The sequence below is a fragment of the Psychrobacter sp. ANT_H3 genome (assembly GCF_027919975.1).
Classification (GTDB): domain Bacteria; phylum Pseudomonadota; class Gammaproteobacteria; order Pseudomonadales; family Moraxellaceae; genus Psychrobacter; species Psychrobacter maritimus.
Genome location: NZ_JAQISM010000007.1, coordinates 112,430 through 125,985 on the forward strand (window position 1 = coordinate 112,430; position 13,556 = coordinate 125,985).

Below are 13,556 nucleotides of genomic sequence, written 5' to 3' on the forward strand. Positions count from 1 at the left end.
AGGTTGACAAGATTATAGATTGTCATGCAGTTTTATTAAGAACAGCTTATCCATTTAGAGAACCGTTAAGGCGTCCTTGATAAAAAACAGCTGTTGTAGCATTGATGTCAGTATAAATCTTCTATAGCGACAAATATACAACTAATAACTAATATTCATTATTAGATAATAAAAACAAAACATTTGGTTATAAGTGTAGAATATTGTTTTGAATGAGCCTTTTTATTTTGAACTGTCTATAACTCGTATAATGGGGTTTAAAGATAGATGATAGTAGCAAAAATATTTAAGAATATGATTTACATGAATGAATAAGATGAATGATGAATGAATAAAAGAAAGCCAATTATGAGCGCATCAAAGCGCAAGGCAACGCCAGCATTTTGGCTAACAGCACTATTTGCTCGCCTCAAAAGCCTTATCGACGGTGAGCTCAATCACTTACTTACTGTAAACCGCAGCAAGCGACCTTGGCATATGCCAATTATCGCGGCGATTGCTATTAGCTTCCCTGTGTTTGCGGGTGCTTACTTTGACGCCTTACCGTCCGGTATCAAGGCGTCTTTGGGGGCGATGGTTATTTTAAATACCCCGCTAGTGGGTAAGCTGCCGTATCGGTTGGTGACGGTGATGGCGTGGGGCTTTGCAATGTCGCTGTGTTTTGCCCTCGGCTTGATAGCGCAGCAGATTCCAATATTAAAATTGCCGATATTTACCTTGATGGCTTTTGGTATCGTGATTTTTGGGCGTTATTATCGCCAGCCGCCGCCGGCAGGATTGTTTGTGCTGATGGCGGGTGCGATTGCGTTATTTATACCGCTGCCTTTAGAAGACATCATGCCCGCCACGGGACTGGTGATGCTTGGTAGTGGTTTTGCTTTAGTGATGTCGCTGTTATATTCGCTGTTTTTATTGGCAACGCGTCCGGCGACCCCAACGCCCACTTATCGTTATGAGCCCGATACCATCACGGAAAGTGTGATTGTCGCCGGTTTTGTCAGTTTAGCGCTAGTTATCGCGTTGACTTTAAATTTATCAAATCCGTATTGGGCGGCGGTCAGCTGCTTTTTGATTATCCAAGGTATTCATTTGCGTACCATGTGGATTAAGCAGATACATCGCTTGCTTGGGACGATATTAGGCGTGGGGCTGGCGGGTTGGATGCTATCGTGGGGTTTGCCGATATGGGGCGTGGCGCTGGCGATATTGGGCTTGATGCTGTGTATTGAAACCTTGGTTGACCGCCATTATGGCTTAGCCGTGATATTTATTACGCCGCTGACGATATTTATTGCTGAATACGGCAGTGGCTTACCGTTTTCTGAGCAAGCTTATCAAGAAGTCATTTTGGCACGTTTGTTTGATACTATTATTGGTTGCTTGGTCGGCCTAAGCGGCGGCGTGGTGATGCATTCAACCAATTTGCGCGTGCCGCTGCGCCGGATGGAAGATTGGTTATTGGCGCGTTTTGGCTAAATAAATACCTTTATAAAAGAAGATATACATGATTAAAAAAGGCCGTATAAGTAATATTTATACGGCCTTTTTAATCGTCACATTTAATACCTTCAATACTTTAAAAACGTTTAAAAATAGCAATCAAAGTGCTTGTAAGGTTTTAGTGACTTTTACCACATCAATCGTATGTCCCGTCCAGCGCTCAAAACTTAACGCCGCTTGACCGATAAGCATGCCGTAACCGTCTGATGTTTGTGCGCCGCGCTCGGCAAAATGCTGCAAAAATGGCAACGCGCGTCCATACATCATATCGTAAGCATAATGACCGCTGAGCTCGTCGTTAAGCGGCAGCGTATCGCCAGATAAACCAATCGAGGTGGCATTGATGATGATATCAAACGTGCCGCTTAACCCATCGGTGCTACAGGTTTTAATCTGCTGCTTAGCAATCGTCTCACTTGCTGCGCTAAGCTCATTGACCAAGTTTGTCGCCTTGCTCAATGTGCGATTGGCAAGGGTTAGCTCTGTGATACCGGCTTCAATCAATGGCAGTATAACGCCGCGCGCCGCGCCGCCTGCGCCGATAATTGCCACGCGTGCACCCTTTAGTGGCCAGCCCAAGCTTGTGATGTGATTAACCAAACCTTGGCCATCAGTATTATCACCATATATGGCCTCAGCTATCGGCGTGCCAGTTTTTAACAGTGCTGTATTGAGCAGTAATGTATTGACGGCGCCAGCGACCTTGGCGTGCTCAGACAAGCCGCCACGCGCCACGCAGCAATCATAAGCAACTTGTTTAAAAGGGACGGTCACATTGGCACCGACGCCGCCACCTTGAAAAAACGCCTCAATCACCGCCGTAAAACTCGCCGCCTCATCAGGACAATACTGACGCTGATAGCTAATCTCGATACCCGCCTGCGCTGCAAATTGCGTATGGATTTCAGGGGATTTACTGTGGGCAATCGGATTGCCGATAACGATAAAATGCTGGGTCATAAAAGGTCCGCTGGCTAGAAGGGGCAAAATAGTGAAAGAGGCAAAATAGTAACAAAATTAACAGGCGATAATTTATAAAAAATAGATAACCCATTTATCATAAGGGATAACGCTATCTTTGACAAACGTGTGCTGCACCAATAAATCGTTAAATAAAGGCTGTTTTTACCTCGTGAGGTCTTTAACAAATCTGTACTCTGTGGGAGTGCTATCCGTAACGTAAAGGGTGGTCAAGTGTTAAGCAGTTGGGTAAACTAGGGAGCATTAAGATTTTAGGCTGCCCTAGTTATTGTGGACAAGCCATGATAAAAAAGCCATTGTAAACAGGCCAATGAACTATAGAAGTGTAAAAGCAAGATAAGAAAATATAAGAATATGATAAAAAACCAGTTGCTAAAAAAGCGCGTATCAACAGGTTAATAATAAAACGTATCACGATACAATCTTAATAGACATTGTTCATTATCAGCGGCATCGCTGCCCGCTCGTTAATACCATTTTCAGACCTTTATAAAAGTGTGAGTAAATTGCCCATGTGGAATAATAGCCTACAGACCCTTATGGTCAGTACGATAATGGCAGTTGGCGTGTCTTTGAGCGCCTGTGATAGCAACAAAGAGAGCGTCACAATTGAAGACGCCAGCGCCGAGAAGAGCGAGCAGACCGTCACTGAGACGACTAAAGAAGAAAACACCACCGCGCACGCTGATTTAGATGGCGCAACCGCCCAACAAGGTACGCCAGTAAAATATGATGTCGCCTCATGGGGCACGGGTAAAGTAAAAACCCTCAACGTTGACGAGCTGAGCGAGATAAAATCAGCATTTGGTAAAGTAGTTAGCACCGATGAAAACAGCTTAGATTATGCCAGTAATCCGGCGTCCAAATATCGCTTTATGAAGGCTGATGCGCCGTATTTAGACTTGATTGATTCTGAAAAATATCTCGAGCTTGGCTGGTATTTTGCCAATCCGACAGATTCCGATAATGAAAAAAAGCTTAGTAAAAACCATGCCAAAAAGTCTTATCAGCTGGCGCGCCAATTGATGGGTGATGAAGGCGGTAAGCTGGTCGCTGATATGCTCAACGGCCAAATCGTCAAAAATAAAGTCATTGGCGGTCAAAAAGTAGAGTTGGCAAAATGCGAGTTTTATAGCTGTATGCTAGTGATTAATAAATCCGCTGCTCAAACCGCTGATAAATAAGCGGGGCTAGCCTTGATGTCGCCCAATAACTGGATATGCTTACACCCGCCAAATGCTGCAAAGCTCGCTATGTCGTTAGACAATCGCGGGCTGGCATACGGCGATGGTTTTTTTACCACCATGGGCGTCATTAATGGGCAGATATTGTGGGTGGACTATCATCAACAGCGCCTAGTCTCCCATGCGACATCCTTACAACTGCAGCTGGACAGCGACGCATTATTAACAATATTAAAAATGCATGCCAAGCAATTACAGCAAGGTATGCTAAAACTTATCGTGACGCGTGCTGCCCAAGAAGTTCGCGGTTATGGTTATACACCAAGCAAATCCGGCAGTGCTTGCGAGATTTGGCTGAAATCCTTGCCGATGAATATTGCCACTGTGCAATCGCTGTCTCTGCCTGATGGGCAACTAATTCCGCTACAACCTGTCGCCACCGCCATTTGCTTGTCTTCTAAAATTGCTTGCCTACCGCCACCGCTAGCTGGATTAAAAAGCTTAAATCGTCTGGATAATGTGCTGGCAAGTGGTGAGCTGCACGCTATCAAAGCCAAAGCATTGGAAGACAATATCAAACCAAGCATCGGCGAAGGTCTGCTACGCGATATGAGCGGGCACTGGGTTGAGGGAACGATGAGCAATGTGTTCTATCAGCTATCCGATTCACGCTTGCTAGAATCGCCATCATCAGAGACAAACGCTACTGTTAATGCTAATAAAAGCAATGCTAATAAAGGCAACGCAAACTATTTAACCCAAGGTCAATGGTATACGCCGTCGATGGCGCAATCGGGCGTCGCTGGGGTCATGCGACAAGTCATTATCGATGGGTTATCGACTAGCAATAACCCCGTTATCATCAGGTCGTTACAAGATGAGGATTTGCCCCATTTAAGCCAGCTATTCTTTTGCAATGCGCTACGCGGTATTATGCCAATGACCAGTCTGCGGTTATTCTCGGGTGAAGTGGTAAGTTTCGAAGCGACTTAACTGTATTTAAAAATATTAAATTTGGTGTCAATTAAGTTATCAGGATATAAAACAACCTCTTCATTGCGATACAGTTCTTGCGCTTTTAATAGTGCTTCTTGCTCGTTTTCTGCGCTAACTTCCACGAGGTTACTTAGCGTCTCGACAATCTCTATCTGAAAGACTTTCTCCACTTTCTTATCGCTTTTTATCATCACTATTCCCAATACATGCTTATCAAAGTTTCTTGAGGATTTATATCCGCTAGCTTAGCAAAGGCGCTTAAAAAGAAGTGATCGTCTTTTGTGACAAAGACTTGTGCGCTCAGGCAAATCGATCAATGATATTTTCTCAATCATAAAGGTTCAATAGCGCCTTTTGAAGGGAGAGATATCGATGCGTCCAATTTATGAAGAAAGCAGAATTCCAATACAAATTCGTCGCTTGATGGTTTTGGATGAAATTTGCAAATTAGCAAAAGAACAACCTGATGAAATTATTCATTTATCGCCTTATACCCAATTATCGCTCGGCGTTATGTATTTAAAAGACTTTAAGAGATTTATTGCCTTTGGCGGTGTGTTTGAGTATGCAGAAACACAAGAAGAAGTTATCGAGCAACGTATTAAAGTCTTTCCTAATGACGAACCAGTAAGGCGTGCGTTAACAGTCAGTTTAAGGCAGTTTACTAAGCCTGCTCGCACATCATTGCAGCTAGTATGGCATTGGAATAACTATGTTAAAAATAGAATGCACGCTTATGTAGATTATCGAGAAGAGCACTTTTTTAAAATCAATGATGAAATTGATTGGGAGTATCCGCCGCATAAGTTTCATGACCGTTTAGTTGCAACGGCACGTTTACCATTATGGGACGATAGAGATGAGCTGATAGCTGATGTCTATCGCGATAAGAAAGGGCAACCGAGAGCTGAGCATTATAATGAAAAGCGTTTAATATAATTTGCGATAGTGCCCACGACCGGTAAATTCAATAATGCCTTTATCGCGTAATACTTGTAATTGCTGACGGATTTTATCTCTAATATGGTTGTTTTCAGGATGTTTGAGTTTTAATAAGTCAGCAAACGCATAAACCTGATTGAGAGAAAAATTAGCACCGAGTTTATCGATACATTGCCAAACATCCAACGTCCAACCACGTGTCTGCTGTGATTGCTGACGCAGAAACAAAGTTTTTTGAAATTGCTCAGTGACATCATCGCGTGGTATGACTTGCTGGTCTTTGACCAAAAATACTTTCCACGATTCAGGCACTTTACGCAAATCAATATTGCAGCCGACCCAACCAGCGCGTTTGGCAGTGATGGATAAAGGCTTGCGTTTTATAATCATATCCGGCTTAAAGAACTGTTTGGGAATGATTAAAAAGTTATTCACGCTCAATGCTTGAGAATACGTTAAAAAGAAAAAGTTTGGATTATTGTCACTGTTGATACGTTCAATCATGGTGTCATAAGCGCCATCATTAATAATCTGACTTAATTTTGCCTTTTTACTTTTTAGTTCATATTCCTCGCTGCAATGTCCGCAATAAAAATCAGCAACAGGCTTGCCGTTCGTAAATTCAGCCAATGGTTCGGCATTACAATTAGGGCAATAACTTTGCTTAGCGACCCAATCTTCACTGAGCACTCTAATGATTTGGCTTGGTGACTGATAGTTTTTGGCAAGACTTTGATTGAAATTTAGATTCATAATAAGTTTTCGTGACCAATGGGCAAGCGAGGAAATAACAATAAAAGAGGATGAATATTAAGCCATCACTCTCAAGCCAAATAGTAAGTTAATCGATAAGCTAAGCAAATACCATTGAAAATCACCCAGTTCAGTGCTAAATTCTAGCAAACTTCTGCCTCGCGAGTTGCCATGAGCAAGCCAACCCCTGAAATACCGCCTGAACGTCCTGATGAGCCACCAATAAACGACCATGACGGCACAGCTGATCAGCCTGTCGATACCACAGCGTTGGACAAAAAACCTGTCATTGACGACGTTGCCGCAGAGGAAGTACCGGCGACGGATATCTCGCTCATTAGCGGTGATAATAAACCGCGCCACTATAAAGCCGATAATCCGTCGTTTTTTATGCAGCGCGGCTATCAGGTATTACTGGTGCTTGGGCTGATTGCAGCGTTTTTTTTGGTGATGGTTTATCAGACGCTGTTTGGACGTATTGAGCAGCCGCAGCAGATGGTGACGATTGAGGCGGGTCAGACGTATTATGGGCTACTGCCGCAGTGGCAACAGCAGATACCGCTGTTTTCTGCCAGCGTGGCTAAGCTGTATATCAAATCACAAGTCGATGGTCCGCTGCATGCTGGTATTTACCAATTACCAGAAAACCCGACCTTTGCTGAAACGCTGCACGTGCTTGGGCAAGGGGTAAAGGCGGCGATGGTAAAAGTACAAATCATCGAAGGCAAAACCTCAAAAGATTTATATCAGGCGCTACGTGATAATAAAGGCATCAAAAAAGAAGTGCTGATTGATGAGAGTGGTAATAATAGAGACAATGCCGGTATTGCGCAGGCCTTGGATTTGGTCGGCATCTTGCCAGATTCGGTGATCAATAGTAATGACCCTATCGTCAATCACAATCTTGAAGGCTGGTTTGCCCCTGATACTTATTATTATGGTGAAGGGAGCACGGATAAGCAGGTACTGACCGACTTGTATAAGCGTCAGCAGCAAGCATTGACCAAGGCGTGGGAAAATCGTGCCCCTAACTTACCTTATAACAGTCCATACGAAGCGCTAGTGATGGCGTCGATTATCGAAAAAGAAACCAGCGTGGCAGAAGAGCGTCCTTTGGTATCGGCGGTATTTAATAATCGTTTGAATAAAAGCATGCGCTTGCAGACCGATCCGACCATTATTTATGGTATGGGTAGCCGTTATGAAGGCAATATTCGCCGTAAAGACATCGATGAAAAGACGGCTTATAACACCTATCAAATCGATGGTTTACCGCCTACGCCAATTGCGCTGCCATCTGCTGCCTCTATTGAAGCAACCTTGCATCCTGCCGATAGCGAAGCGTTATATTTTGTGGCGACCGGTAACGGCGGGCACAAATTTACCAATAGCTTAAATGAGCATAACCAAGCGGTCAGAGACTATCTAAGCGTCATGCGTCAAAAGAAAGCACAAACGCCGCCGCCGTAATTTAATCCTCTATATTTCCAAAAATCTATCGTGTACTGAGCGTTATGTCGTTATGTCGTTATGTCGTTATATAGCTATTTATATAACTATTTATATAACGGCATAACGCTCATCAATGACATAAGGTCATATCATGTCAGCATTACCAGAAGAAAAATCATCGCAAGTAAAAGCGCCTAGCCATCCTATTAATACAGCGTCTACTAATACAGCGTCCATTCAAGGGCGCTTTATTAGCTTTGAAGGTACTGAAGGCGTTGGCAAGACCACCGCTATCGAGCAACTTTGCAACCATTTGCAAGCAAAGGGCATCGATTATCTGCGAACTCGCGAGCCGGGCGGTAGTCCGTTTGCTGAGCAATTACGTGCTATTTTGCTAGACCCTGATACCACGATTAACGATAATACTGAGCTGCTACTCATGTTTGCCGCGCGCTGTGACCATTTGCAGCAAGTGATTTTGCCAGCACTACAACGTGGTACTTGGGTGATATGTGACCGCTTTACCGATTCGACCGTTGCCTACCAAGGTTTTGGGCGTGCTCATGGTGATAGTGCGACACGCGCTAAAATTGATATGCTTATCCGCCAGTTTGTCGAACAGCTACCAGAGCTAACCTTGTGGCTAGATTTGCCGGTATTAGAAGGCATGGCGCGCGCCAATAAACGTAGCGCCGCTGACCGTTTTGAGCAGCAAGCGACGGAGTTTTTTACCCGAGTGCATCAAGGTTTTAGCGTCCTTGCCAGCGAGCAGCCTGAGCGTATCCAGCGTATTGATGCGTCAGGCAGCGCTGCAGAAGTCAGTGAACGTATCTGGCAAACCGTTCAGGAAAAATTTGCATTAGTTTGATGTTGTTTTAAAGCGAACAGATTAATACTATTTAGCATTATTATTGTTAGCCTAAAGCAATTAAGCAAAAAGCCCCAACTCAGCAGTTGGGGCTTTTATAGTTTATGGGAAAATTTTTAAAAACTGCGCTAGTCTTTATCTATATCAATGCTATCAAGGTTATCGCCACTGGAGTCGGGTAAACGATTGGGGTCAAGCGCGCCTTTTTTGGTTTTCGGTGCGCTGCCATTACCATTAGTATTGCTAGAGGTTTTAGTTTTCGAAGTTGCCGTCGAATTATCCGACATTACCCCTTTAGTTTTATGAGCATTGGTAACGTTAGTAGAATTAGCAGCACCAGTAGCATCAGACTCTGCCGTTTGAGTCTCTACTTTTTTAGCATTAACCTCTGATGCTGGAGTTTTATTATGCGTAACAGTATCGGACGGATTTTCTTGCGCAGTTTTTATATCAGTATCCTTTGTTACCTCATTATCTACTTCTTTCGCCGTGGTTGATGTAGATTCCGGCAGCGTAGTGTCATTACTAGCGTCCGTGAGCTCTGTTTCTTGACGCTTTTCAGGCGCTTTTGAGCTGGACTCAAAGCTGGCATCTGCCGCCGCCCGTGCTTGCTCTTGTTTCGGCGTTACATCGACCGGTTTTGGCTGTACTTCATCATCAACGACCAATGAAATCAGCTTACGATCACGTGGTACCGTGCCATCAAAATTATCGGTAATCACGTGTAGCTTACCTTCTTTGTCGACCGTATAAAGCGGTACGAATTGCTTATTATCGGCTTTATATTGCTCAAAGCTATAGCTGTCCGTGATATTGGTGATTTTAATACGCGCTTTTTTCGACAGCATACTGGCCAGCTTGGTATAAGTGACATCTTTGCCAAATAACCACTGCGAATGAAAATTGCCTTGCTTGTCATCGCGCTCGCTTTTGACTTTCTCATCACTAAATTTAAGGCGATACAGTTTGCGCTCGCCGAACTCATGACGATAGTGAATCTCGGACAAGGTATTCATCTCTTTATCCATACTCATGGCAAACAGACGGCCGATACCGATAAGGTCTAAGTGATGATCGGCATGGTCAGAGATGGGGTTGCCAAAGTAGGTACGCAGACCGCTCATGCGCGCGCGGGCAATATTGGTGTAGTTATTGTGGGCGACGATGACATCGAAACCTTGGTCTTTTAAAGACGTTGCCACCAATAAAGCGATAGGGTTGGAGCCAACGACCAAGATACCGTTGGTTTCAGGCTCACGCACGCCCAAGAAATTCCCAACCATTTTGGCGCCCAAGCCCTGAATCATTACTGTGCCAATAATGACGAGGAATACCAAGGGTACGAGCAGCTCAACACCTTGAATATCATACTCTTGCAAGCGAATAGCAAATAAGGACGAAATAGCAGCGGCAACGATACCGCGTGGCCCAATCCAGCTAATCATCAGCTTTTCATTGGTTTTTAGATTGGAACCAATAGACGACGCCCATACCGATAAAGGACGCGCGACAAACATCACAATGGCGAGTAGCACCAGTCCAGCAAAGCCAACGCTCAGCAAACTTTCAAGCTCAACGCGGGCAGCAAGAATGATAAATAATACCGATACCAATAATATGGTCAGTGATTCATTAAACTCTAAAATCGTCTCACGTGGGAATTTTGGCCAGTTAGCCAGCGCCACCCCAAGTACGGTGACCGTTAATAAGCCAGACTCGTGTTCTAAGTGGTTGGAGATAGAAAACAGCAGCAGCACAAAAGCAAGGGTAAAGACATTGCGTAAAAACTCAGGAATCATATGGCGGCGCATTAAAAATGCCAATGCCCACGCGCCCGCTAAGCCCATCGCTACCGCCAATACCACAATTTTGGCAAACAGCAAGATACTACTGGCTTCACCGCCTGAGATGATATATTCATAGACCAATACCACTGCAATCGCGCCGATAGGGTCGATGATAATGCCTTCCCATTTCAAAATGTTAGAAATGGTTTTATTGGGGCGCACGCTGCGCAGCAACGGCATAATAACCGTTGGGCCAGTCACACAAACCAGTGCACCGAATAGCAAAGCAATCAAAGGGTCGACATCAAACAACAGGTAAGTCGATAGCGCCACAATCGCAATGGTGATAAGCACGCCGACCGATACCAGCATCTGTACCACAGAGCCGTGTTGTTTAATCTCATCAAACTCTAAAGTCAGCGAGCCTTCAAATAAAATAATCGCCACGCCCAACGAGATAAAAGGGAACATCAGCTCGCCGAGCACCAAGTCAGGGTCAAAAGCGCCCAATATCGGGCCAACAATAATACCAATCAGTAATAAAAACAAAATGGACGGTTGCTTTAAATACCAAGCCAACCATTGGGCGGCGATGCCAAGCCCAACCACGCCGGATAACAATAGGGCGGTATCCATAAATTAATCCTTTTATAATCTTGTCATATTTTATATCTATTAAGAGGCGTGCCACAGGCTATAGACGCTGCTGTCACTAGCTGTGGCAAAATTCCCCTTCATAAGCTGTCGCATATAAATCAAAGTATCAATCAGTAACGTTAATCAATAACGTCAATGGCAGCATGAGCCATAGCATTGCTCAAAACAAAGTGAGATATGATATATATACGATATCGCAGTAAAGACAAAAGCTTTCCCAGATTAGTAAGCATAATCTAAAAAAGCAAAAGATGAAAAATAAGGTGATGATAGCCAATCTGATAACCTAATGACCTACAAAAATTAACTTTTGTTTGCCATGTAAATTATTTGGCTTGTTATCATAACATGGTTTTATTTTATGTATTTCGAGGCTCTTTTTTCTGAGCGCTCTGAGCGGCTTTACTATCTGCCCATAAAGCTTTATCAAAGCAGCTACTAAGCGCATGTTATAAATAAGGCAGGCTTGCGTTATTTTTTAGCATTGCTAGCATATAGTGGATTCACTTTAAAACAGAAGTAGGTAATGACATTGACCATCCTTATGAGAGAAAAGAGAAAGTTTTATACCATAAGTCTAAAATGGACTGTAAACTAACAAACAGTCTACTTTGCAAGCTTGCATTATTAAAAGTTAATGATAAAAACCTGCGATAAAAGCATTCAGTAAATTTTTAATCTAAAAATATAAAGACCATTGCTTTAGATTTTAGTGAATAAGCAAGCTAAGCCACAGTTATTAGAATAAATAGATTAGTACGATACCTTGATGAGATACGCCAAAATTATGCTTAATAACGGTCCTATTTAAACCGTTTATAACAATTAGTTTATAACGACTATAAGACCCATTATATGGAGGGTAACATGCCTAAAAATATGCCTATCAATATGTCTAAAGTACCGAATACGCGCAATTTGACGCGTTGGTTACAACAGAGCGCCTTGGCACTTGCCGTAGCCACTACCATGGTTGCGGGTATCAATGTAGCTACCGTACCGAATGCTGAAGCTGCCGTTACCACCGCAGATTTTTCGGGATTGGTTCAGCAAGTTACCCCAGCGGTGGCGCGCGTAAATGTCACCAAAACCGTTAGTGAGGCTGAGCTTGCTAAAGCCCAAACCGCTGAGCTATTGCGTAAATTCTTTGGCGATCGTTTGCGTATTCCTGATCAAGCAGCGACGCCAGCGATTGAGCATGCTTATGGCACGGCATTTTTTGTCACCGCTGATGGTTATATGCTGACCAACCATCATGTGGTGGCGGGCGCGGACAAAATCAGCGTCACGCTTAATGACCGAACCGAGCTTGATGCGACTTTAGTAGGCAGTGATGAGCGCTCTGATGTGGCAGTATTAAAGGTCACGGGTCGTCAGTTCCCTTCGTTGCCAATCGGTGATTCCAATGCTTTAAAAGTAGGTGAGCCGGTATTGGCAATTGGGTCACCCTTTGGTTTTGATTATTCGGCATCGGCGGGTATTGTTAGTGCTAAGTCCCGTAATTTTTCGCGTGAAACCAGCGTGCCCTTTATCCAAACTGACGTTGCCTTGAACCCTGGTAACTCAGGTGGTCCATTATTTAATCAGCGCGGCGAAGTGATTGGCATTAACTCGCGTATTTTTAGTGGTACAGGCGGTTATATGGGGCTGTCATTTTCCATCCCGATTGATGCGGCGATGGATATTTATGAGCAGCTAAAAAATAATGGTGAGGTCGCACGCGCTTATTTGGGCATTTATCCCCAAGATATCGACCGTAATTTAGCTGAAGCCTATAACTTGGCGCGTCCGCAAGGGGCGTTATTGACGCGTGTGTCACCAGATTCGCCAGCGCAAAAGGCTGGGCTAAAATCAGGCGACATTATTCTAAAATATAATGATATCCAAATTATAGAAGCATCAGACTTATTAAACCTCATTAATCGGGCCCGACCTAATGATACATTTCGCGTCCAGATTCAGCGCGATGGTAAGCAATCTATCATAACAGGCAAGCTCAGTAACGCCTCAAACGATATCCAATCACAAAGTTCTGCTCAGCAAACTAACGGCATAAGCTTAGGGTTGGCGCTGCGCAACTTAACGCCGGAGGAGCAAAGAGAGCTGGCGTCTGATAATAAGACGGGTGTATTGGTCACCGCCATTGAGCCGACAGGATTGGCAGCACGCTCTGGCATATTGGCGGGCGACGTTATTACTAACTTGCATCAAAAACCTATTAAAACAGTCAACGATTTTTCTAGCGCCGTTTCATTATTACCCAAAAAAGGGGTGGTGACGCTTGAGATGATGCGTCAAGGTATTCCGGGTATTATCGGTTTGCGGATTGAGTAGAAAATATAGAGTAGAGAGTAGAGAAGCTGAGCTATTAGAATCATAGATGATGATTAAGATAAATAATAAGGCGATAATTGGCTTGCTTGTATCGCCCGACCA

11 protein-coding genes are annotated in these 13,556 nt (G+C 43.9%); 7 read left to right on the plus strand and 4 right to left on the minus strand.

Features of this window, described 5'->3' with window-relative positions:
- The first annotated feature begins 348 nt into the window (after positions 1-348).
- Entirely contained in the window at positions 349-1,476 is a 1,128-nt protein-coding gene (locus PG901_RS05430) for an FUSC family protein (protein WP_271133787.1), read from the plus strand.
- Between the two features lie 123 nt (positions 1,477-1,599).
- On the opposite strand, the gene aroE is transcribed toward PG901_RS05430, so the two are convergent.
- Positions 1,600-2,460, minus strand: coding sequence for a shikimate dehydrogenase (aroE, locus tag PG901_RS05435; protein WP_271133788.1), 861 nt, complete (start codon positions 2,458-2,460; stop codon positions 1,600-1,602).
- A 533-nt stretch (positions 2,461-2,993) separates the two neighbouring features.
- Between aroE and PG901_RS05440 the strand changes: the two genes are divergently transcribed.
- Together PG901_RS05440 and PG901_RS05445 are read left to right on the plus strand one after the other, a co-directional pair.
- Positions 2,994-3,665 carry a hypothetical protein gene (locus tag PG901_RS05440; RefSeq protein ID WP_201564397.1) on the plus strand — a complete coding sequence of 224 codons (672 nt, stop codon included), beginning with the start codon at positions 2,994-2,996 and terminating at the stop codon, positions 3,663-3,665.
- A gap of 15 nt (positions 3,666-3,680) precedes the next feature.
- Complete coding sequence (locus PG901_RS05445) at positions 3,681-4,658, plus strand: aminotransferase class IV (RefSeq protein ID WP_271133789.1); 978 nt, start codon at positions 3,681-3,683, stop codon at positions 4,656-4,658.
- On the opposite strand, the gene PG901_RS05450 is transcribed toward PG901_RS05445, so the two are convergent.
- Complete coding sequence (locus PG901_RS05450; protein ID WP_271133790.1) at positions 4,655-4,852, minus strand: DpnD/PcfM family protein; 198 nt, start codon at positions 4,850-4,852, stop codon at positions 4,655-4,657. The genes PG901_RS05445 and PG901_RS05450 overlap by 4 nt on opposite strands.
- A 181-nt stretch (positions 4,853-5,033) precedes the next feature.
- Between PG901_RS05450 and PG901_RS05455 the strand changes: the two genes are divergently transcribed.
- A complete protein-coding gene (locus PG901_RS05455) occupies positions 5,034-5,600 on the plus strand; it encodes a hypothetical protein (RefSeq protein WP_271133791.1) in 567 nt (188 codons plus the stop codon).
- Here the strand turns inward: PG901_RS05455 and PG901_RS05460 are convergent.
- Positions 5,592-6,356 (minus strand): DpnI domain-containing protein, encoded by a 765-nt coding sequence (locus PG901_RS05460; protein ID WP_271133792.1) that lies wholly within the window; start codon positions 6,354-6,356, stop codon positions 5,592-5,594. The two genes, PG901_RS05455 and PG901_RS05460, sit on opposite strands and share 9 nt — an antisense overlap.
- 171 nt (positions 6,357-6,527) lie before the next feature.
- Here PG901_RS05460 and mltG point away from each other — a divergent pair, with 171 nt between their 5' ends.
- Both mltG and tmk read left to right on the plus strand, forming a co-directional pair.
- The gene (gene mltG / locus PG901_RS05465; protein WP_271133793.1) at positions 6,528-7,826 is read left to right on the plus strand and encodes an endolytic transglycosylase MltG; all 1,299 of its coding nucleotides are present in this window, start codon (positions 6,528-6,530) and stop codon (positions 7,824-7,826) included.
- Between the two features lie 217 nt (positions 7,827-8,043).
- Positions 8,044-8,676, plus strand: a complete 633-nt coding sequence (tmk, locus tag PG901_RS05470; protein ID WP_271133867.1) for a dTMP kinase — start codon at positions 8,044-8,046, stop codon at positions 8,674-8,676.
- Between the two features lie 128 nt (positions 8,677-8,804).
- Here tmk and PG901_RS05475 read toward each other — a convergent pair whose 3' ends face one another.
- Positions 8,805-11,099 (minus strand): cation:proton antiporter, encoded by a 2,295-nt coding sequence (locus tag PG901_RS05475; protein ID WP_271133794.1) that lies wholly within the window; start codon positions 11,097-11,099, stop codon positions 8,805-8,807.
- A 900-nt stretch (positions 11,100-11,999) separates the two neighbouring features.
- On the opposite strand from PG901_RS05475, the gene PG901_RS05480 reads away from it, so the two are divergent.
- On the plus strand, positions 12,000-13,454 hold the full coding sequence (locus tag PG901_RS05480; RefSeq protein WP_442966853.1) for a Do family serine endopeptidase: 1,455 nt from the start codon (positions 12,000-12,002) through the stop codon (positions 13,452-13,454).
- The last annotated feature ends 102 nt before the right edge of the window (positions 13,455-13,556 follow it).